At 73.3% G+C, this 19,658-nt stretch carries 19 protein-coding genes and 1 pseudogene; 4 read left to right on the top strand and 16 right to left on the bottom strand.

The annotated features are described in order from the left end of the window. The first annotated feature begins 72 nt into the window (after nucleotides 1–72). Nucleotides 73–2,958, top strand: coding sequence for an NACHT domain-containing protein (locus BX283_RS06905; protein ID WP_101386765.1), 2,886 nt, complete (start codon nucleotides 73–75; stop codon nucleotides 2,956–2,958). On the opposite strand, the gene BX283_RS06900 is transcribed toward BX283_RS06905, so the two are convergent. Further along, nucleotides 2,906–3,259 (bottom strand): nuclear transport factor 2 family protein, encoded by a 354-nt coding sequence (locus BX283_RS06900; protein WP_101386764.1) that lies wholly within the window; start codon nucleotides 3,257–3,259, stop codon nucleotides 2,906–2,908. The genes BX283_RS06905 and BX283_RS06900 overlap by 53 nt on opposite strands. Before the next feature lie 170 nt (nucleotides 3,260–3,429). Here BX283_RS06900 and BX283_RS06895 point away from each other — a divergent pair, with 170 nt between their 5' ends. Next, the gene (locus tag BX283_RS06895; RefSeq protein WP_101386763.1) at nucleotides 3,430–4,935 is read left to right on the top strand and encodes an SDR family oxidoreductase; all 1,506 of its coding nucleotides are present in this window, start codon (nucleotides 3,430–3,432) and stop codon (nucleotides 4,933–4,935) included. Between the two features lie 67 nt (nucleotides 4,936–5,002). Here the strand turns inward: BX283_RS06895 and BX283_RS06890 are convergent, their stop codons facing one another. From BX283_RS06890 to BX283_RS06835, 12 genes and pseudogenes are all read right to left on the bottom strand, one after another. After that, nucleotides 5,003–5,551, bottom strand: coding sequence for a DUF2165 domain-containing protein (locus BX283_RS06890; protein ID WP_101386762.1), 549 nt, complete (start codon nucleotides 5,549–5,551; stop codon nucleotides 5,003–5,005). Nucleotides 5,552–5,594: 43 nt separating this feature from the next. Then, nucleotides 5,595–5,954 carry a hypothetical protein gene (locus tag BX283_RS06885; RefSeq protein ID WP_101386761.1) on the bottom strand — a complete coding sequence of 120 codons (360 nt, stop codon included), beginning with the start codon at nucleotides 5,952–5,954 and terminating at the stop codon, nucleotides 5,595–5,597. 108 nt (nucleotides 5,955–6,062) lie between these two features. After that, nucleotides 6,063–6,560: a peptidylprolyl isomerase gene (locus BX283_RS06880; RefSeq protein ID WP_101386760.1), complete on the bottom strand. Its 498-nt coding sequence runs from the start codon at nucleotides 6,558–6,560 to the stop codon at nucleotides 6,063–6,065. Nucleotides 6,561–6,702: 142 nt separating this feature from the next. Continuing rightward, nucleotides 6,703–7,029: a hypothetical protein gene (locus BX283_RS06875; protein ID WP_101386759.1), complete on the bottom strand. Its 327-nt coding sequence runs from the start codon at nucleotides 7,027–7,029 to the stop codon at nucleotides 6,703–6,705. 97 nt (nucleotides 7,030–7,126) lie between these two features. Beyond that, nucleotides 7,127–9,376: a tetratricopeptide repeat protein gene (locus BX283_RS06870; RefSeq protein ID WP_101386758.1), complete on the bottom strand. Its 2,250-nt coding sequence runs from the start codon at nucleotides 9,374–9,376 to the stop codon at nucleotides 7,127–7,129. Beyond that, a complete protein-coding gene (locus tag BX283_RS06865) occupies nucleotides 9,376–9,999 on the bottom strand; it encodes a hypothetical protein (RefSeq protein WP_101386757.1) in 624 nt (207 codons plus the stop codon). Before BX283_RS06865 ends, BX283_RS06870 begins: the two co-directional genes overlap by 1 nt. Before the next feature lie 126 nt (nucleotides 10,000–10,125). Then, nucleotides 10,126–10,767, bottom strand: coding sequence for a hypothetical protein (locus tag BX283_RS06860; RefSeq protein WP_101386756.1), 642 nt, complete (start codon nucleotides 10,765–10,767; stop codon nucleotides 10,126–10,128). A 186-nt stretch (nucleotides 10,768–10,953) separates the two neighbouring features. Continuing rightward, entirely contained in the window at nucleotides 10,954–11,592 is a 639-nt protein-coding gene (locus BX283_RS06855) for a maleylpyruvate isomerase N-terminal domain-containing protein (protein ID WP_101386755.1), read from the bottom strand. A gap of 25 nt (nucleotides 11,593–11,617) precedes the next feature. Next, nucleotides 11,618–12,856, bottom strand: a complete 1,239-nt coding sequence (locus tag BX283_RS06850; RefSeq protein ID WP_101386754.1) for a cytochrome P450 — start codon at nucleotides 12,854–12,856, stop codon at nucleotides 11,618–11,620. Then, nucleotides 12,853–13,434, bottom strand: coding sequence for a cupin domain-containing protein (locus BX283_RS06845; RefSeq protein WP_101386753.1), 582 nt, complete (start codon nucleotides 13,432–13,434; stop codon nucleotides 12,853–12,855). The genes BX283_RS06850 and BX283_RS06845 overlap by 4 nt, the downstream gene beginning before the upstream one ends. Nucleotides 13,435–13,491: 57 nt before the next feature. Then, the gene (locus BX283_RS06840; RefSeq protein WP_101392187.1) at nucleotides 13,492–14,688 is read right to left on the bottom strand and encodes a cytochrome P450; all 1,197 of its coding nucleotides are present in this window, start codon (nucleotides 14,686–14,688) and stop codon (nucleotides 13,492–13,494) included. Between the two features lie 132 nt (nucleotides 14,689–14,820). Further along, nucleotides 14,821–15,861, bottom strand: a pseudogene (locus BX283_RS06835) (type III polyketide synthase); the annotation flags it as partial. 208 nt (nucleotides 15,862–16,069) lie between these two features. Between BX283_RS06835 and BX283_RS06830 the strand changes: the two are divergent. Both BX283_RS06830 and BX283_RS06825 read left to right on the top strand, forming a co-directional pair. Further along, complete coding sequence (locus tag BX283_RS06830; protein ID WP_101386752.1) at nucleotides 16,070–16,861, top strand: SDR family NAD(P)-dependent oxidoreductase; 792 nt, start codon at nucleotides 16,070–16,072, stop codon at nucleotides 16,859–16,861. A 24-nt stretch (nucleotides 16,862–16,885) separates the two neighbouring features. After that, nucleotides 16,886–17,248 carry a signal peptidase I gene (locus BX283_RS06825; protein ID WP_101386751.1) on the top strand — a complete coding sequence of 121 codons (363 nt, stop codon included), beginning with the start codon at nucleotides 16,886–16,888 and terminating at the stop codon, nucleotides 17,246–17,248. Here BX283_RS06825 and BX283_RS06820 read toward each other — a convergent pair. From BX283_RS06820 to BX283_RS06810, 3 genes are all read right to left on the bottom strand, one after another. Then, on the bottom strand, nucleotides 17,233–17,631 hold the full coding sequence (locus BX283_RS06820; RefSeq protein ID WP_101386750.1) for a MerR family transcriptional regulator: 399 nt from the start codon (nucleotides 17,629–17,631) through the stop codon (nucleotides 17,233–17,235). The two genes, BX283_RS06825 and BX283_RS06820, sit on opposite strands and share 16 nt — an antisense overlap. Nucleotides 17,632–17,783: 152 nt before the next feature. Next, a complete protein-coding gene (locus BX283_RS06815; protein ID WP_101386749.1) occupies nucleotides 17,784–18,347 on the bottom strand; it encodes a PadR family transcriptional regulator in 564 nt (187 codons plus the stop codon). Between the two features lie 150 nt (nucleotides 18,348–18,497). Further along, nucleotides 18,498–19,319 (bottom strand): VOC family protein, encoded by an 822-nt coding sequence (locus BX283_RS06810; protein WP_101386748.1) that lies wholly within the window; start codon nucleotides 19,317–19,319, stop codon nucleotides 18,498–18,500. Nucleotides 19,320–19,658: the final 339 nt, after the last annotated feature.

Here is a 19,658-nt window from a genome sequence, read left to right as displayed (position 1 = left end):
CGGTTCCGTCCCGGCCGTCCGCTGGGACAATGGCGCGCATCAACGGGGTCCGCCTGACGGGGGGCGCGGGTGATGCGGTACTGGCGGCGCGGGATCTGGGTGGGTGCGGTGCTGGCCACCGGGGCGGTCGTCGCCGTGGCGGTGCGCGAGCGCAGCCTCAGCAGCACCGGTTCGCTCGTCTCCGTGCTCGGCTTCCTCGTCTCCATGGCCGGGCTGGTCGCCAACACGCTCAGAACCGCGCCCGGCGAGCGCTCCCCGGCCGACCACCTGGAGCACGCCGCCGACGCGCTGGCCGAGGCGGTGCGGCTGCACTGGCAGGCCGAGTGGCGGCTGCGCAGGCTCCAGGACCCCCGGCCGCTGCCCGTGCGCTGGACCACGGCGGACCCCTGGCTCGCCGACGCGCCCGAGAACATCGGGGGCGGCGCAGACGCCCGGTTCGACGGCGTACTGGACGACATCGCCCGGGTGTTCGCCCGCGTCCCCGCCCGGCGGCTCGTGGTGCTCGGGGCCCCCGGCAGCGGCAAGACCGTCCTCGCCGTCCGCTTCGCCCTCGACCTCCTGGAGCGCCGCGACACGGGCGACCCGGTACCGGTGATCTTCCCGCTCGCCACCTGGCAGCCCGACAGCACGGACCTGTACGCCTGGCTCTCGGCCCGGCTCGCGGAGGGGTACCCGGCCCTGGGGTCCCTCCAGCGGTCGGGGGCCTCGCTGGCGGCGGAGCTCCTGGACGCCGGGCGGGTGCTGCCCGTGCTCGACGGCCTCGACGAACTCGCCCCGCCCCTGCGCGCGGAGGCCGTCCGCCGCCTCAACTCCGCGCTGGACGAGGGCAGTCCGCTGCTGCTGAGCTGCCGCAGCGAGGTGTACGCCCAAGTCGTCGCCGACGGCGACGTGTTCACGGCGGCGGCGGTCGTCGAGCTCCAGCCGCTCGCCTTCGAGGAGGCCGCCGACTTCCTGCGGCGCACGGCGAGACCCGTGCGCGGCCCCGCGGGGGAGCGCACCACCGCCTGGGACCCGGTGCTCGCCCGGACCCGGCCCGGGGACCCGGTGCGCCGGGTGCTCGCCTCGCCCCTGATGGTGGCGATGGCCAGGGCCGTCTACGGAGAGTCCGGGAACGACCCGGCCGAGCTGCTGCGGCGCCCGGAGTTCGCCGATCCGACGGCCCTGGAGGAGTATCTGCTCGACGCCTTCGTCCCCGCCGCCTTCGCCGGGTCCGCGCGCTGGGACACCGGGCGCGCCGTGCACTGGCTGCGCTTCCTCGCCCGCCATCTGGAACACCGCGACACCCGCGACCTCGCCTGGTGGGAGCTGCACCTCGCGCTGCCCAGGCCGCTGCCGCGCCTCGGCCCGCTGCTGCTGCTCGGACTGCTCGCGGAGGCCGTGTGCCTGCCGCTGTGGGCGCTCGGCCAGGACCCCGCGCTGCCCGCGGTGACCGCCGCCACGGTGGCCGGGGTCTGCGCCGGATACGCCGCGCGGAGCAGGCCACGGCGGCGGTTCCTGCTGCCGCTGCTGTACGCGCTGCCGCTCAGCCTCGCCGTCGGGCTCACCCGGCCGCTCAGCCAGGACCCCTACTTCGCGGTGCCGTTCGCGGGCATGCCGCGTGCGCTCGGCTGGCTCGCCGTGGGCGGGCTGTACGGCCTGGTGATCGCCACCGGGCTTGCCGCCATCGGCCTGGCGACGTCACCGCTGCCGTCGACCATGCCGTTCTTCGGCCGCCGCCGGCGCGGACCGCGCGGGCGCCGGTCGCGCAGGGCGGCCGCCGGGCTGCTCACGGCCGCCGGGGTCCTGCTCGTCGGCGCCGGGTTCCTGCCGGACTCACCGCTGCTCGCCGCGCTCGGCGCGGTACTCGCGGGCGCCCTGACGGCGTACCTCGTACGCGGCGAGTCGGGCGTGGTGGCCAAGGGCGGGCCGCGCGACCCCGCAGGCCGGGCGCGCCGCCTGGGCCGGGCGATGGCCCACGGCCTCGCCGTCGGCCTGCTCGCGGGGCTGAGCCTGGGGGCCGTCTTCACCCTGGCCGAAGGAGGTACGGCGGCGGCGCGCGCCGCACTGCGCGCCGACTTCCCCGTCGACGGGCCCGTGCGGCACGCCCCGGACGGCTCGCGCTACGTCGACGCGGCGGACGGCACCCGCTACGGCCTGCGCGCGCACGGCCGCACCTACCTCGTGCTGCCCGAGCCGGTCCACGGCACGCTCATCGAGCACGGCGGCACGCGTGAGTTCGCGCTGCCCGCCGACGTACGCGACCTGGACCTGTGTGCCCCACCGGCCCGCTGCACGGCGATCGACCAGCGCCTCGCGATCTCCGCGCACGACTACCGGCCCGACGGCGAGGTCTTCACCGTCCGGCTCACCGACGGCCGCGACCTCGGCTCGTACGATCTCTCACCGTTGCTCGACCGCGCCGACGGCGAGTGGGTGACCCGGCAGAGCCCGGGCGCGATCCTGCGCACCGCGGTGGTCTTCGGGCTCGCCGGCGGCCTCGGTCTCGGGCTCGTCGGCGGCATCGCGGCCGGGCTGCACCGGTGGCTGGGGGCGCCGGTCGACGTCACCCGCAGCCTCAGCCCCTCGGCGAGCCTGCGCACCGACCGGGGCACCGCCCTCGCCCGGGCGCTGTTCACCTATCTGGCCGCCGTCCTCGCGGGCAGCGCCCTGCCGCGCCTGCTCGGCCTGCCGGACGCCGCGAGCATCGGTGCGTACGCGCTGATCCCCACCGGCGTGGTCACGGTGGCGATGTCGGCGTGGGGGCGCCTCGCCGTGGCCCGCCTGTGGCTGTGCGGGCGCGGCGCCCTGCCCTGGCGGCTGATGGCGTTCCTCGGCGAGGCCCACCGCCTGGGCGTGCTGCGGCAGGCGGGCGCGGTGTACCAGTTCCGGCACGCGCGCCTGCAGGAACGACTCTCCTCGCCTCCGGCTACTCGTCCCAGGCCTGCACCATGGTCTGTTCGACGATCTTCCCGTCCTTGAGCGACATCATCGAGTTGGCCAGCACGCGTACGCCGTCGGGGTACTCGCAGGACTCCGTGAAGGCGACGCTGTCGCCCTGGACCACGCACTGCTCCAGCTTGTGCGTCATCTCGCGGCTGTAGACGTCGTCGAGCATCTTGGAGATCTCGCCCTGGCCGTGCATGACCATCGGATGGCTCGGCTGGGTGTTGCGGTCGACGACCCGGATCTCCGCGTCGTCCGCGTAGAGCGACAGCAGAGCCTTCGCGTCGTGGCCCTCAATGCCTCGGCGCAGCGTCTCGGTGTCGAAGGCGGTGCCCATGATGACCTCCTTCAGAAGGTCGCGGCCCGCGCCTGGTGGGCCGCGAGGGGCCTACGCTTCGAGCCTCCTCCGCCGGGACGCGGACGGCAAACCGTGGGGTGTCGTGCCGCGCGGAAGCGCCGCCCGCGGGAGATCGTTGCCCGAAGGCACGGCGAGCGGCGGAGGCGGGTATGAAGAGCGACGGCACCCCGGAACTCGTCCTGGTGACCGGCGCGACCGGCTACATCGGCGGCCGGCTGGTGCCCGAGCTCCTCGACGCGGGCTACCGGGTGCGCTGTCTGGCCCGTACGCCGCGCAAGCTGCGCGACCACCCGTGGGCCGGGTGCGTGGAGACCGTGCGCGGCGACGTGACGGACGCGGAGTCGGTCGGGGCGGCGCTGCGGGGCGTGGACGTGGCGTACTACCTGGTGCACTCGCTCGGCGCCGGGCCGGGCTTCGAGGAGACCGACCGCTCGGCCGCCCGGATCTTCGCCGAGCAGGCCGCGGCGGCCGGGGTCCGCCGGATCGTCTACCTCGGCGGCCTCACCCCCGAGGGCGTGCCGGAGGAGGACCTGTCGCCTCACCTGCGCTCGCGGGCCGAGGTCGGCCGGATCCTCCTCGGCTCGGACGTGCCGACGACCGTGCTGCGCGCCGCCGTCATCATCGGCTCCGGATCGGCCTCGTTCGAAATACTGCGCCATCTGACCGAACGGCTCCCGGTGATGATCACCCCGAGGTGGCTGGGCAGCCGGACCCAGCCGATCGCCGTACGGGACGTGCTGCGCTACCTCGTCGGCAGCGCCCGGATGCCCGCCGACGTCAGCCGGACGTTCGACATCGGCGGCCCCGAGGTGTTCACGTACGAGCAGATGATGCACCGGTACGCGGCGGTGGCGCGGTTGTCGCACCGGCTGATCGTGAAGGTGCCGATGCTGCCGCCACGGCTGTCGAGCCAATGGATCGGCCTGGTCACACCGGTGCCCAGCGCGCTGGCGCGGCCGCTCGCGGAGTCGCTGCGCCACGAGGTGGTCTGCCACGAGCACGACATCGCGCGGTATGTGCCCGACCCGCCCGGCACGCCGATCGGCTTCGACGAGGCGATCGCGCTCGCGCTGCGCCGGATCAAGGAGGCCAACGTGGCCACCCGCTGGTCCTCGGCAGCGCTCCCCGGCGCCCCCAGCGACCCGCTGCCGACCGACCCCGACTGGGCGGGCGGCAGCCTCTACACGGACAGCCGCGAGCGCCTCGTGGAAGCGTCACCGGAGGCCTTGTGGCAGGTCATCGAGGGTATCGGCGGGGAGAACGGCTGGTACTCCTTCCCGCTCGCCTGGGCCGTGCGCGGCTGGCTGGACCGGCTGACCGGGGGAGTGGGCCTGCGCCGGGGCCGCCGGGACGCCGCACGGCTGCGGGTCGGGGACTCGCTGGACTTCTGGCGGGTGGAGGAGATCACCCGGCCGCACCTGCTGCGGCTGCGGGCCGAGATGCGGCTGCCGGGGCTGGCCTGGCTGGAGATGTACGCGGAGCGCGAGAGCGACGGCCGCACCCGCTACCGCCAGCGCGCCCTGTTCCATCCGCAGGGGCTGCTCGGGCACGCGTACTGGTGGAGCGTGTCGCCGTTCCACGCCGTGGTGTTCGGGGGCATGGCGCGCAACATCACCCGAGCGGCGGCGCGGGCGCAGGAGCGAGCGGCGGGCTGAGAGCCTGCCTCCGAACCCCCGGCCGCGCCCCGGCGCCCGGCCGGTGCAGACCCGCTCCCCGGCCGCGTCAGACCCGCTCCTCGGCACCGGGAAGGTGGACGACGAGCAGGGTGAACGCGGCCAGCATGAAGTCGCGGGCCGCCGCGTCCAGGCCGTTCCACGCCTTGGACTGCCACATCGCGAACCACTCGCCCCCGATGGCGATGAACCCGGCACCGAAGAGCAGCATGACCATCAGCAGCCCCACCGTGCTCAGCCGCCGCGCCCGGGCGAAGCCACCGCCGCCCCGCAGCGCCCGCGCCCAGCCGACCCCCGCCGCCACGAGCACCAGCGCGGCGACCGTCTCCCAGACGATGATCAGTACGTACGCGATGTCCTGGAGCGTCGTCGAATCGACGGACCGCCACATGAGGTCCGGGTCCTTGAACGTCGTGTCCATGGCGAGGACATGGTGGACGAAGGCGCGGTTGGTGTCGAAGTCTGTGATGTTCCCGAACGCCACAAGTGCCATGTAGAGCGCGACGGTTGAGGTGAGCAGGGCGGCGGCGAGGGGCAGTACGGGCAGTGCGCCCGCGCGTCGGCGAAGCGAGGATCCGGTCCGGGGCCTTGGGGTCATGCCGGACTCTTTCCGGCGGGATCACCGGTGAAACCCGCCGCGATCAGGTGGCGGCGGGCGAGTCCGCGATCGTGGTGATCATGAGGTCGGCCGGGCGGACGGTGTACGGCACGTCGGCGGTGCTGCCGTCGCCCCACTTCTGGGTGACGAGGACGTGCGCCCCGTCCGCGCCCAGGGACGTGAAAGTCCAGGCGGCGGGGACGTTCGGGGCGCGGAACACCGGGTCCTGGCCGGTGTGCGCGGCCGCCCATACGTCGAGCGCCTGGTTGAGCTCCCGGGTGAGGGACCTGGCCCGCACCTCGGCCGGGGTCGCGTCCTCGGTCGTGCCGAGGCGCGCGTTGCGGTAGGCCGTGAAGAACGCCTCCACCTGGTCCTGCGACGCCTGGGCGGGCGAGGGCGCCACGGCGGTCACCGGGCCGGGGCCGGCGGCGACGGGCCCGGCGCCGAGGGGCTCACGCAGGACGTGTGCCCCTCGGACCGCCGTCGGCGGACAGCAGACGGAAGGAGACCGTCAGAGCTGGCCGGACTCGGAGATGGTGATCTTCGCCGCGGTCTTGCCGCTCTGCGAGCCGAGGCTCTCGATCTTCTTCACGAGCTTCATGCTGTCCTCGTCCGCGACCTCGCCGAAGACGACGTGCTTGCCGTCCAGCCAGCCGGTGACGATGGTGGTGATGAAGAACTGCGAGCCGTTGCTGTTCGGGCCGGCGTTGGCCATGGACAGCAGGCCCGGGCGGTCGTGCTTGAGCTTGAAGTTCTCGTCGGCGAACTTCTCGCCGTAGATGCTCTTGCCGCCGGTGCCGTTGCCCCGGGTGAAGTCGCCGCCCTGGAGCATGAACTCGGGGATCACGCGGTGGAAGGAGGAGCCGGCGTAGCCGAAGCCCTTCTCGCCCGTGCAGAGCGCGCGGAAGTTCTCCGCGGTCTTCGGGACCACGTCGTCGAACAGGTTGAAGTTGATCCGCCCGGCGGGCTCGTCATTGATGGTGATGTCGAAGTAGACCTTGGTCGTCATGCCCCCATCCTGACATCCCGTCCGGCAAACCCGCTCTCCGGGCACCCTTTCCGGGGGTTCGCACGCCGATGCGGGTGTGCTCTGCCGCCCAGGTCAGCGGCGGCTCCGGGGCCGAACGGGCGGCCCGCGGCGGCCGTTCGCGTCAGCCGTCGGGGTTGGCCTCCCAGCAGGTGAGCTCCATCTCGTCGAGGTACGCCTCATGCGTCTTGCCGGTCAGATGCGCGTTCGACTCGATGCCGACCGCCGTCCATCCGGCCATGCTCATGACGAGTACCCGCAGCCCGTCGGAGCCGTGCTGCGCCAGCACCTCGTCGGCCACCCGCAGCGCCTCCTCGGGCACCCGCTCCGCGGGTTCGAGACCGACGATCGTCCGCAGCAGGTCGATCGTGACGCGGGTGATCTCCGGCGCGATGGCCCTCAGCCGCCGCTCCTCGACCTTGTCTACACGCCCCTCCTCGCCGGTGAGCACAGCGGAACGACAGGGCCATTCCCAGCGAGCCGGACGGACAAGCCAACTCACCGGGCACGAGGTTGAATTGAGCCGACTGTTGGATTGAGCGGCCGCGTCAGTGGGGCCGCGATCCGAGCGCGGCGCGCCGCCGGTCGGCCGCGGCGGCCGCCGCGACGTCTCCCGCCTCTCGGCTGAGCCGGGCGTACGAGCCCAGTACCTGGGCGTACGGCTGCTCGTACGCCGTCGCGTCCTGGCCGTGCAGCCGCTCGTACGCCTCGACCGCCAGCACGCAGGCCGCGAGCGCGTCCGGGTTGTCGGGGCGCGACCCGTCGTACAGCCCGCCCGCGAGGCGGTGCAGCGCGTCGGCCGCCGTGGCCAGCCGGTCCACCGGGGTCCGCTCGTCCGCCACGGCGATCCGCAGCCAGTACAGACAGCCGTCGAGGTCGTCGTGGTCGTTCATCGCCACCTGCGCGATCCGCAGCACCGCCTCGATGTGACCGGCCCGTGCGGCGGCGGTCCACCAGCGCTCGGCCCCGGCCCGGTCGCCCTTCTCGTCCAGGAGGCCGGCCAGGTGGTACGCGCAGAGCGCCTCGCCCGAGTCGGCGGCCCGGACGAGTGCGTAGCCGAAGCCGCTCTTCGTGGGTATGTGGGAGCCGGTGAAGTTCTCCGGGTCGCCGAGCCGCCCGGCGGCCTGCCGCCACCAGTGCTCGGCCTCGTCGGTGCGGCCGCTCCGGGCCAGGAGCACGCCGAAGTAGTAGGCGCCCTGGCTGTTGCCCCGCTCGGCGGACTCGCGCCACCAGCGCTCGGCTTCCTTGAGGTCGCCGGCCTCGTGCCGCAGGAAGCCGAGGTGGACGGCGGCCCCCGCGTTGCCCGCCTCGGCCGCGCGGACCCACAGCGCCTCGGCCTCGGCGGTGCGCCCCTGCCGGTTGAGCAGGACCGCGAGGTTCTGGGCCGCGTTGGGCTGCCCGTTGTCGGCGGCGAGCTTCCACAGCGTCTCGGCCTGGGCGTCGTCGCCCCGTCCGGCCATGATCGCGCCGAGCCCGTCGACCGCCGTCCAGTCGCCCTCGTCCATGGCCTGCCGGTACCACCGCTCGGCCCGGTCCGTGTCGCCGCGCTGGAGCGCCGCCACGCCCAGGTTGTTGAAGGCCGCCGGGAACCGGTGCCCGGCCGCGACCTCGTACCACCGCTCCGCGCCCGCGAGGTCGCCCTGCTCGTGCAGCAACTTGCCGAGCGCGAAGGCGCCGTGGCCGCTGCCCGCCCCGGCCGCCGCCCGGTAGGCGTCCGCCGCCTCGCGCGTCCGGCCCGCCGCCAGGTGCCGGTCGCCCGCCTCCCGGTGGCGCAGGCCCGCGCGGGGCTCCGGCTCCGGGGCGGAGCGCGGGCGGCCGCTCATGATGCTCGCGCCGTCGGACGAGATATGGGCCGCGATCTCGAAGAAGCGCCGCGTCCCGCCGTCCTGCCCGGCGTGGCCGTCCGGTGCGGCCGGATCCCAGTGGTCGGGGAAGAGCTCGTGCACGGGCGTGCTGGTACGGCCGCCGCCCGGATGGTGGGCAGCCGTACCGCTGGTGGCGGTGACGGACAGGTCCCAACTCGGGCTGTACGTAAGGCCGCCGCACACGATCTCGGCCTCCAGTCGCCAGTGCACCCAGTATCCGGACCCGGTGACCGGGGCGAGGACGAGCCGCAGGCTCGCGCCGCCGGACACGGTCAGCGGGAGCGACGGCGTGTCGTCGTCGACGGGGGCCACGGCTGGCGGGCCGTCGTCGAGCCGCACCTCGAAGTCCGGGCGCTCCAGCGGCTCGAACGCCTCCACCGAGCGCTGGATCGACTCCAGCAGATCGGGGCTGAACACCATGTCCGGCATCCGGCGGTGGGCCATGCTGATGCCGTCCGCCACGAGCGGGGCGTGCCGGGTCGCCCTGGCCTCCAGGCGTACGAGGGTGACGTCCGACGCTTCGTCGGCGGTCAGCGCGAACACCAGGTTGTGGCCGGTGAGCGGGATGTGGACGGCTTCGCCGCCCGGGCCGGAGCCGGGCGGCCCCATCACGGCGAGATGGGTGCGCGTCGTCACCTTCACCGTGTACGGCACGTCGTCGGGGAGGCCGTTCGCGGGCACCGCCCGAACGGGCCGCTGCATCGCGTACACCGCCGCGCCGCCCCCGTCGGGTGCGGGCCGGACGGCCGGGGAGGGGCGCGGGGGTGGCGCGGTCCGCCGCAGGGTCAGCGCGCCCGACACGGCGGCCACCGCGACGACGGCCGCCCACGCGGGCCAGGCGCGGGTGCCGCCCGCGAGCAGCACCGCGCCGCCCAGCACGAGCGGGACAAGGGTGGTGAGGGCCGCGGCGCGCAGTGCGGGTGCCGTCGCCATCAGACGGCCGGGCGGGCGTGGCGGGCGGCGGTGCGGAACGGGTGTCCGTCGAGGTCGACGCGGACGCTCCCGGTCCGGCCCGCGCAGGACCAGTCCAGCCACAGCACCCACTGGACGTCACCGGCCTCGGTCCTGACCTCCAGGTCCAGCACCTCCACCTCGTCTTGGCCCACTTGGTACGGGAAGTCGCTGGCGGCGAGGGGGCGTACGCGCGGCGGCTGGGCGTCGAGCAGCACCTCGAACCGCCGCACCGGGACCTCCGCCGCGTGCCGGGAGAGGTCGCCGGAGCGGTCCGCCCGCGCGACCACCTCGACGCGCAGGTCCGTCAGCACCACGGGCAACGGCCCGGCCCCGGTGGCGACCAGCCGGACCGTGTGGCCGCTGGCCGGAACCTCGACGACCCGGGCGCCCTCGTCGAGCACCACGTAGTCCTGGTTCCTGACGCGCGTCGAGACGAGGACCGGGACCGTGGTGCCCAGGTCCTGCTGGGCCCTGCGCCGCGCCAGCCGGTCGCTGAACTGCCGGGGCAGGTCCTGGCTCAGATAGGCGGCGGCGGCCGCGGCCGCCACTCCGCCGGACCACGACAGCGCTCCGCCCGGCGCCCAGAGCAGGAGTGCGCCCACCGCGCCCGCCCCCGATCAGCCAGGCACGACCGCGTGCCCCACGTATCGCCATCGCACCCCGTCCCGGACAGTCCCTGCGGATCCGCCCGCACAAGGTATCCGTCGAACGAACGCCCTGTCAGACACTCAGTGATTCAACTCGGCCCTGACGTCCGCGACTTGGGGGCCGGTGTCCTTGGCGGGCAGGCTCCACCGGTCGGAGGAGTCCGTTCCGTCGGTGTAGATCAGCTTGCCGCCCTTGGCCTGGGCGGCGGTGAGGTCGAAGACCTTGGCGCGCAGCTGGTGCGTATCGGGGTCGATGGCGCCGGAGTGCTGGTACTTGCCGAGCGCGACCCGCGCCGCGTTGCCCATGCCCTCCGCGATCAATGTGCCGTTCGGCGTGATCCAGTACCAGCCGCCGCCCTTGGCGACCGAGGTCTCGGCGGCCGGGTTGGCGCTGAGCGACTTCTCGTCCATGGCCACGACGGCGAACGTGCCGTACTTCGAGGTCTGCCCGCCCGCGTCCTTGAGGTACACGACGGTCGTCGGCGTGATCTCCAGGATGCCCACGGTGTTGGCGCCCACCGTCCGCGACGGCTCGCCCAGCGCCTGGGCGACCGCGCGGGGCGAGGGGTCGGTACCGGCGTTGCCGGGCGCGTCGGTGGGCGGGGGCGTGGGCGCCTGGGTGGTCGGCGACTCGGCGCCGGAGTCGTTGTCGCTCTGACAGGCCGTCAGGGCGAGGCAGGCGACGGCGGTCGCGGTGGCGGCGGCGAGCAGGGACTTGCGCATGGATTCCCCCCGGAGGTCTGGTACGCACAGTGACCGTACCGCTACACCCCGGGCATGGGGGGCGCGGTCACCAAACCGGGACGAAGGGGGACCGCGACGGTGAAGAAGTCCGTGCGGGACCCCGTTGGTGTGGTGCCCGCCCGAGTCGACGTCGTCCCCGCGCGTCCAGCACCCGACGCCTGTCCTTCAGAACGCCGCGATCGCGCGGGGCGCCCGCTCCGCACGGCTCAGTGCCCGGAGCACCGCCGTCGGGCCGTGGCGGCGCACGGCCAGCCGCGAGAGCAGATCGACGACGGTCTCGACCGCGCCCGGCGCGAGCTCCGGCGGGGCGATGCCCGCGCTCACCGCCAAGTCGTCGCCGTGCACCGCGATCTCCATCATCCGGGTGGTCAGGAAGTCGTCGAGCAGCAGCGACCACGGCCCCCACAGCGGGATGCGGACCGGCCGGTTCTCCACCGAGCCCAGCGTGCCGTTGAGTTCACCGACGGCCGCGGCCACCCGGTCCGCCAGCGCCCCGGCCCCGTCGGCGGCCACACTCTCACCGCCCCGCCGGATCCGTACGCTGATCTCGTCGTCGAGGCCCGCCCCGATCCACTCCACCCGCTCGTAGTGCCCGAGCAGCGAGACCGTGGGCTCGGCCGGTACGGGTTCGGCCAGCGCGGGCGGGATCGACAGGACCTGGTAGGCGAGATGGCCCGCCAGACCGGCCACGGTGAACTCCGCGAGCGCGCTCGGCCCCGGCCACGCGGCGGCGACCGCCGGTTCGCGCAGCAGGTCCGGGACCGAGCCCGCCAGAGCGAGGAAGTCGTGCCGCGGCGACGTCATCCCCGTACGATCCCGCCCCCGGACCTCACCAGGCAAGCGGCAGGGTCTCCGGCCCCCGGTTGATCGAGCCCCGGCGCCAGCGCACCTCCTCCGGCGCGATCGCGAGCCGCAGGTCCGGGGCCATGCGCAGCAGCGTGGAGAGGATCACCTCCGCCTGCATCCGGGTCAGCGCGGCTCCGAGGCAGTAGTGCGCGCCGTGCCCGAAGGCGAGGTTGGGGGACTCGTCGCGGGTCAGGTCGAAGCGGTCCGGCTCGGTGAAGACCTCCGGGTCGCGGTTGGCGGCCAGATAGGAGACGTACACGGCCTCCCCGGCGCGGATGAGCACATCGCCCACCTCGACGTCCTCGGTGGCGATCCGAGGCAGCCCCACGCCGTTGCGCTGCGGGATGAACCGCAGCAACTCCTCGATGGCGGTGGGCAGCAGCTCCGGTTCCGCCCGCAGCCGCGCCAGCTGGTCGGGGTGCGTGAGCAGCGTGTAGACCATCGTGGAGCACTGCTGGCGGACCTGGTCCAGGGCGTTGAGGACGATCATCACGGCCAGCGAGATCAGCTCGGGGCGGCTGAGCGCGCCCTCGGCCTGCGCCAGGGACAGCTCGCTGAACAGGTCGTCGCCCGGGTCGGTGAGCCGGTGGTCCGCGAGCGCCCTGAAGTACCCGGCGATCTCGGCCTTGACCGCGTTGCTCTCCTCCAGGGAGTGGTCGCTGGAGAGGATGACGCCCCGCCAGGCCTGGAGCCGGCCGACGTCGGACTCCGGCACCCCGAGCAGCTTCCCGATCACCTGCTCCGGCATCGGCCCGGTCACGTACTCCGTGAGGTCGGCGGGCGGCCCCTGCGCCAGCATCTCCCCGACCAGCCGCACCGCGATCGCCTCCGCCTCCACCTTGAGCAGCGCGACCCGCTTGCGGTTGAAGGTCTGCGCGAGGAGGCGCCGAAGGCGCGTGTGGTCGGGCGGGTCGGTGCGGCCGATGCCTCCGGCGGGGGCCACGACGTGCGGGGTCATGCTGGTCACCGGCCGGTCGACGGTCAGCGCCCGGCTGAACCGCGGGTCCGAGGTGACCTCCTTGATGTCCTGGTACCGCGTGACCAGCCAGGCGTGGCCGTCCCCGAACCGCATCCGCACCAGTGCGACCGGCTCCTCGCGCAGCAGCCGGTGCAGCAGCGGGTCGAACTCCAGCGCGTCCAGGTGCTCCACCGGCCAGAAGTGCTCGGTGGCCTCGCCGGAGGTGCGCCGGCGCAGCTCGTCGACGCGTACGTCCTCGCTCATGACACGGCTCCCGCGTCCACCGCCGCCGGTACGGGAGGCGCGTGCCGCAGGGGGGTGAGCTGCTCGATGTCGTACCGCACCCGCAGCTCCCGCACGGCCGCCGGGTCGATGCCGTCCCCGCTGTTGAGCAGTTCCAGCAGCTCCTCGAAGTACCGCTCGTGGTCCGGCGGAGGGGCGGCCTGGAACAGCATCCGCGCGGGGCGGCCGGTCGGGTTGGCGAAGGCGTGCGGGCAGCCGGGCGGCACCAGGATCATCGTCCCCGGCGTCGCGCGGATGTGGCGCTGCCCGGAGGGCGACTCCCACTCCCTCCAGTCGTCGAGGGTGCGCACCTTCGGCTCGAAGGCCATCACGTCCAGCTCGCCCTCCAGGAGGTAGAACAGCTCCTCGCTGCGGCTGTGGGCGTGCGCGCCGACGTCGAAGCCGGGCGGCACCACCACCTCGAAGGTGGACGCGACGGTCGAGTGCGCGCCGGTGACCTTGAAGGTCACCTGCTGGGCGGCGGTCTTCAACGTCCGGCCGCCACCGGGCGGGATCACCAGACCGTCGGTCGGGCGGGTGTACGGATCGGGGTCGTCCACGGCTCTCTCCTCTCTCGACGGGGAACAGGTCCTGTCAGTAAGGGTTCTGACGGATCGTCACCATCGCACCGGCAGCTCCTTGGGTCCCCGGATCAGCGCGCCGCGCTCCCACACCAGCTCCTCGTCCGGCACGGCGAGCTTCAGGTCGGGGAAGCGGTCCCACAGCGAGCGCAGCAGGATCTCGGACTCCATCCGGGCCAGCGTGGCGCCGGGGCAGTAGTGCGGGCCGTGCCCGAAGGCGACGTGCGGGTTGTGCGTCCGGTCGAAGTCGAGCTGCTCCGGGTCGGCGAAGACCTCCGGGTCGCGGTTGGCCGTCAGATACGAGACGTAGACCGGGTCGCCCGCCGGGATCAGCACCCCGCCCACCTCGACGTCCTCCAGGGCGATCCGCGACAGGCCCACGGCGTTGCGGTGCGGGATGTAGCGCAGCAGCTCCTCCACGGCCTGCGGGACGAGCTCCGGCTCGGCGCGCAGCCGGGCGAGGTGGCCGGGCCGGGTGAGCAGCGCGTACACCATGTTCGCGCTGTTGTTGCGCACCGCGTGCGCGCCGCCGATCTGGATGAGCACGGCGAGCCCGACGGCCTCGTCCTGGTCGAGCACCTCGTTCTCCAGGGCGGCCGCCAGCACGCCCGCCAGGTCCTCCTCGGGCTCGGCCCGGCGCCGCTCGATGAGGTCGCGGAAGTACGCGGCCATCTCCGCCTTCGCCTGCTCGCTGGCCTCGCGGCCGCGCGCGGCGGAGATGATGGTGTCCGACCAGTGGGCCATCCTGGACTGGTCCTCGTCCGGCACCCCCATCAGCGCGCACACCATGGCGAGGGGGAAGGGCCGGTTGAGGTGGGCCATGAGGTCGAGCGGCCCGCCCCGGCTCTCCATCCGGTCGAGGAGGCGGTCCACCACCCGCTGGGCGTGCTCGTGGAGGCGGCGCATCGACCGGGCGGTGAAGGCGCTGGCGACCACGCGCCGCATCCGGGTGTGGTCCGGCGGGTCCGCGAAGCCGACGGCCCCGTCCATCGGGATGAAGTGCGGGGCGAGCCTGGTGACCTGGCGTCCCATCACGGCCTGACGGCTGAAGCGCGGGTCGACGGAGACGAACCGCACGTCGTCGTAGCGGGTCGCCAGCCAGGCGTGGCCCTCGCCGTTGGGCAGCTTCACCCGGGCGACCGGCTCCTCGTGCAGCAGCCGCGCGAGCAGCGGGTCGAAGGCGAGGCCGGGCAGGTCCGGCGGCGCCCAGAAGTGGATCTGCGGTTCGGCCATGGCGTTCTCGCCTCCTGTCTGGGGGGTACGGGGGCAGGCGGCCGCGTCCGGCACGGCGACCGCCTTCGGTACTGCTTCCTCGGGCGCGGCGGCCTTCGCCGGTGCGGCCGTCTTCTTCGGTGCGGCCGGGACTGTCCAGTGCCCGAGCGCCACCTCGGCGGTGATGCCCGGGCCGAACCCGGCGATCAGGCCCTTGGCCTGGTGCTCCACCCCGCCCTCGTCGAACAGTCGCCCGAGCGCGTCGAGGACGACGGCGCTGGCGATGTTCCCGTACTCGGTGAGCGTGGCGCGGCTGAACCGGAACGCCTCGGGCGGCACTCCGAGGTACTTGCAGAGGTCGTCCAGGATGCGCGGGCCGCCCGCGTGGACGATGTAGAAGTCCAGGGTGGATGCGTTCCAGCCGTGTTGGTCGGCAAGGCCGCTGAGGACGGGGGCCAGCGCCTCCATCGTGCCCGGGACCCGCTTGTCGAGCAGGAAGTGGAATCCGGTCTCGCGCACCGCGTACGCGATCCAGTCCTCGGTCTGCGGTACGAGGTACGAGCCGTTGCGCTCCAGCCGGATCCCGGTGCCGCCGGAGCCCCGGACGACGGCGGCGGCCACGGCGTCGCCGAACAGGCCGTTGGACAGCAGGGTGCCGACGCCCAAGTCGGTCGGCTGATAGCTCAACGAGCAGAACTCGCAGGCCACGATCAGTACGTTGGCCCCGGGATAGGCGGTGCAGAAGTCGTGCGCGCGGTTGATCGCGCTGCCGCCCGCCGCGCAGCCGAGCTGGGCGATCGGGATCTGGCGGGTCTCTGGCCGAAAACCCATGCTGTTGATCAACCAGGCCGTCAGGGACGGCATCATGAACCCCGTGCACGACACATAGACGATCAGATCGATATCACGCGGCGACAGTTCGGCGGTCTCCAGCGCCTGCCGCACCACCTGCGGCACCCGTGCCTTGGCCTCCGCCTCGTACAGCTTGTTCCGCACCTCGAAGCCGGGGTGGCGCAGGGTGTCCTCAAGGGGCTGGACGATGTGCCGTTTGGCCACGCCGGTGTTCTCGATCAGGCGTAGCGCGAGCGCGAGCTGGGGATGGTCGGCGTGAACGCTGCGTACCAGGTCGAGAGTCTGCTCCGAGGTGATCACGTGCTCGGGCACGGCGACGGCAGGTCGGCACAAGACGGCCATGGGCGGAACATCCTGAGGAGGTAGACGGCGCCCGGTCCCGTGACGGGGGAGGGGCGGGCTGCCGGACAGCCGTGGTGGATCATTCCAGACCTATCAGGGAAGACCTCTCGGATCGATCTGAAAGTACACAAAAGTGTCATTCGAGTGGCGAGTGTGACGCCGGACTGCCAGCGGCCTGGCGTACGAAGGGTGACGAAGGGGAGTGGGCATGTCGTCGGCGTTACTGGACGGTCGGGTGGCTCTGGTCACGGGCGCGAGCCGGGGGATCGGCGCCGCCGTGGCGCGTGCGCTGGGGGCGCACGGGGCGGCCGTGGCCGTGAACTACCTGCGCAGCGCGGAGGCCGCCGCGGGCGTGGTCGCCGACATCGAGAAGTCCGGCGGCCGGGCCGTGGCGGTGGCGGGCGATATGAGCGATCTGGAACAGGTGCGGGCCGTGGTCGCGGAGAGCACGGCCGCCCTCGGCGCGCCGGACGTCCTGGTCTGCAACGTCATGGTCGGCACCGAAGCCGTCGCCGCCAGGGCGGGGGCGGCCGGCAGCTTCATCGACACTCCGCAGGGCATCGCCTCGGTCCGGGACGCGGTCGCCTCCCAACTGGACGCGACGCTCGCCTGCTGCCACGCCGTCGTCCCCGCGATGCGGCGCCGCGGCGGCGGCTCGATCGTCCTGATCGGCGCCTCCGCCACGCACAACCCCTATCCCGTACCCGTCGAGATCACGGCGGCCAAGAGCGCCCAGGACGCGGTCGGCCGGGCGCTGGCACGGGAGTTGGCACCCGACAACATCCGCGTGAACACGGTCGCCCCCGGCTTCGTCCCCACCGACGCCAACGCGGGCCCGCACCAGGCGGCCCTGATCGCCCACGTCGCCGCCGGCACGCCGCTGCCCGAGGCGATCGCCGTGGAGGACGTGGCCGACGCGGTCGTGGTCCTGGCCAGCGACCTGTCGAGGAAGGTCACGGGCACGTTCCTGCCACTGGACGGCGGCCGCACGACGATCTGACGCGGTTGGCTAGGGTTCGACACCATGAACGACGAGGTGTACGTGGGCAACGCGGGCAAGGACGCCGCGCTCGACCGGGGATGGCTGCTCGGCCACTTCAAGGACGCCGGGGATCCACGGCACAGCGAAGCCGTGGAGATCAAGTGGGGCGTCCACCCCCGTGGGGACGAGCGGGCGCGGTGGGTGACCGGCGAGGAGCGCACCGCGCTGCTCGTCCTGATCAGCGGCCGCTTCCGGGTGGAACTTCCGGGCCGCACCGTGACGTTGGCGGAGCAGGGCGACTACGTCGTGTGGGGCAAGGGGGTGGACCACTCCTGGCACGCGGAGGAGGAGTCCGTCGTCCTGACCGTCCGCTGGCCCTCGGTGCCGGGCTACCGGGTGCCCTGAGCGGGCTCGGCCTCGGGTGTGCCGGTCTTGGGGCGTACCGCGTCGAGGTACTCGGCGACCGCGTCCCTGTTGCGGGTCAGGCACTGGATGCGGGCGGTCATGCGGTCGCGCTGGAGCTCAAGGGTGCTGATCATCTCCGGTGTCGCGTCGGAGAAGTGGATGACCCGCGGCTTGTCCAGGCACGGCAGGATCTGCTTGATGATCCTGGTGGGGAGGCCCGCGTCGAGCAGCCCTCTGATCTGCATCACCCGGTCCACGTCGGACTCGGCGTACTCGCGATAGCCGTTCGGCGTGCGCTCGGCGGCGATCAGCTCCTGCTCCTCGTAGTACCGCAGCAGCCTTCGCGGCGTGCCGGTGCGCTCCGACAGCTCTCCGATCCGCATTCCGCCGCCTCCCGATCCCGTGGCCCGCTGTTACGTCGAGACCATCACACGGATGTCATGGTTCGAGCATACGCCCACGTCGTACGGCCTCTCCGGGTGGCGGGGTGAGGGCCGGACATCCGCCCGTCCCCCCAACCGCTGTCAGATCGAGGTCACTTGGCCACGGGCGCGCGCTGGTCCAGGACCGCGAGCGTCCGTCGCGCCCAGCGGATGTTCTCCTCCTCGAACGCGAGGCCCCTCATCAGGGTCAGATAGGGACCGACGCGTTCGGTGCGGGCCAGATACTCGTCCTCGGTACGCCCGTCGAGCAGCCGGTCCCGCAGCCGCTCGTAGCGGGCCAGCTTGGCCCGGGCCCACTCCAGCCGCTCCGCGACCGCACCCCGTACGGCTTCGGTGTCGCCCGCGTCCACGGCCTGCACCTTGACCAGGAGCTCGTCGCGGATGGCGCTGGGGCGGGGAGGCTCGGCGGTGAAGGCGTGCAGGGCCGCGTGACCGGCGTCGGTGAGGGAGAACATGCGCTTGTTGGGCCTGCGTTCCTGATGCACGAGCCGCGCCTCGACCAGCCCCTCGGACTCCATCCGCTCCAGCTCGCGGTAGAGCTGCTGCGGGGTCGCCATCCAGAAGTTGGCGACGGACGCGTCGAATCCCTTGGCCAGGTCGTACCCGGAGGCCTCGCCCTCCAGGAGCGCGGCGAGAACGGCGTTGCGCAGTGCCATCGCGCCAAGCTATCACTTTCTTCACTAGGCAATTAGGTGAGTGATCGACGCGTGTGAGCAGGCATTACGCCGCTGCACCGGGGCGTCCGAATCCTGCCGGCGGAGCCGGTCGTGACGAGCGAACCCGCGAGCCCGGCTCCGGCCGCCCGGTCACCGCTTCTGTTGAATCACCGCGCGCGTGTCGATGGTGAACGTGGCGCCGTCGGGGTCGCGGATCGTCGCCCAGGGGCCGTTGGCGGCCGTGCCCTGGGCGATGACCATGCCGCCGTGGGCGCGGGCGGTGGCCGTCTTGGCGGGGACGTCCGTGGTGACGAAGTGGACCTCCCAGTGCGGCCGGATGGTGGGGTCCGGTGCCGCTTCCAGGGCGCCGGAGCCGAGGCGCGCCACGATGTGGCCGCCGTGCCGCAGGACGACCTCCTCGGCCTCGTACCGGACGTCGCAGCAGCCCGGCCGCTCGGCCGCCCAGTCGAGGACCTCGCCGTAGAAGATCGCCGCTTCGAAGGCGTTGCGGGTGCGCAGCCGCAGCCAGGCCGGCTCGCGGTCGCGCCAGGACTCCCAGTCGTCGACGAGCTTGCCCTGCCAGATGCCGAAGACCGCGCCGTCCCGGTCGGCGGCGAGCGCGCCGCGCCCCGTCTGGAAGGCGACCGGGCCCACGGCGACCGTGGCGCTCCGCTCGCGGATGCGCGCGGCGGTCTCGTCGGCGTCCTCGACCGCGAAGTACGGCGTCCAGGCCACGGCCACCTGGAGGGCGGGCGCCAGCGCTCCTATCCCGGCCACGGGCTCGCCGTCGTCCAGCGCCACCCGGAACTGTTCGCCGAGCCGCCCGCTGCGGAACGTCCAGCCGAAGACGGCCCCGTAGAAGTCGAGCGCGGGCTCCAGCTCGCGCGCCATGAGGCTCACCCAGCATGGTGCCCCGAGCACCGCCGCACTCGACGAGGCCCGGGAATCCGGGACCGTGGTTGTCCTGTCCATCGCTGATGCCGATCGCTATCGCTTGGCGGCTTCCTGCGTCACCCATTTTGCCGCAAAACGGGCACCCCGCACCCAGCCGCTTTGGTGGGGGGTCGTTACGCAGTGTAGTGGCTACGCTGCGTATGGTGCCGCTCACGGTATCGGAGGCCGTCTCCGGGCCGGGCCCGAGGGGATCCGGTCTCCGGGGGCACCCGACACACCTTCCGTCGTCCTGCGGTCCGCCGCAACCGGTCCCGGAGGCGGAGTGATCACGTGAGCCCACCTCTGGGTGGAGACGCGGGCAGCCCTGGGGTGGACGCGGCGGCCCGCGAATAGCGACCCGAGAACGACGCGGCCGCC

It is taken from the genome of Streptomyces sp. TLI_146 (assembly GCF_002846415.1).
In the GTDB taxonomy this organism is placed as follows: domain Bacteria; phylum Actinomycetota; class Actinomycetes; order Streptomycetales; family Streptomycetaceae; genus Streptomyces.
This window is presented reverse-complemented; position numbering and strand designations above follow the sequence as displayed.

Bases quoted from the DNA above. Each gene is read 5' to 3' on its own strand.
- BX283_RS06905 (WP_101386765.1), top strand. From the start codon at position 73: ATGCGGTACTGGCGGCGCGGGATCTGGGTGGGTGCGGTGCTGGCCACC.
- BX283_RS06880 (WP_101386760.1), bottom strand. From the start codon at position 6,560: ATGACGACCAAGGTCTACTTCGACATCACCATCAATGACGAGCCCGCC.
- BX283_RS06900 (WP_101386764.1), bottom strand. From the start codon at position 3,259: ATGGGCACCGCCTTCGACACCGAGACGCTGCGCCGAGGCATTGAGGGC.
- BX283_RS06815 (WP_101386749.1), bottom strand. From the start codon at position 18,347: ATGGCACTGCGCAACGCCGTTCTCGCCGCGCTCCTGGAGGGCGAGGCC.
- BX283_RS06860 (WP_101386756.1), bottom strand. From the start codon at position 10,767: ATGCGCAAGTCCCTGCTCGCCGCCGCCACCGCGACCGCCGTCGCCTGC.
- BX283_RS06825 (WP_101386751.1), top strand. From the start codon at position 16,886: ATGAACGACGAGGTGTACGTGGGCAACGCGGGCAAGGACGCCGCGCTC.
- BX283_RS06890 (WP_101386762.1), bottom strand. From the start codon at position 5,551: ATGACCCCAAGGCCCCGGACCGGATCCTCGCTTCGCCGACGCGCGGGC.
- BX283_RS06840 (WP_101392187.1), bottom strand. From the start codon at position 14,688: ATGGCCGAACCGCAGATCCACTTCTGGGCGCCGCCGGACCTGCCCGGC.
- BX283_RS06855 (WP_101386755.1), bottom strand. From the start codon at position 11,592: ATGACGTCGCCGCGGCACGACTTCCTCGCTCTGGCGGGCTCGGTCCCG.
- BX283_RS06830 (WP_101386752.1), top strand. From the start codon at position 16,070: ATGTCGTCGGCGTTACTGGACGGTCGGGTGGCTCTGGTCACGGGCGCG.
- BX283_RS06870 (WP_101386758.1), bottom strand. From the start codon at position 9,376: ATGGCGACGGCACCCGCACTGCGCGCCGCGGCCCTCACCACCCTTGTC.
- BX283_RS06895 (WP_101386763.1), top strand. From the start codon at position 3,430: ATGAAGAGCGACGGCACCCCGGAACTCGTCCTGGTGACCGGCGCGACC.
- BX283_RS06810 (WP_101386748.1), bottom strand. From the start codon at position 19,319: ATGGACAGGACAACCACGGTCCCGGATTCCCGGGCCTCGTCGAGTGCG.
- BX283_RS06820 (WP_101386750.1), bottom strand. From the start codon at position 17,631: ATGCGGATCGGAGAGCTGTCGGAGCGCACCGGCACGCCGCGAAGGCTG.
- BX283_RS06850 (WP_101386754.1), bottom strand. From the start codon at position 12,856: ATGAGCGAGGACGTACGCGTCGACGAGCTGCGCCGGCGCACCTCCGGC.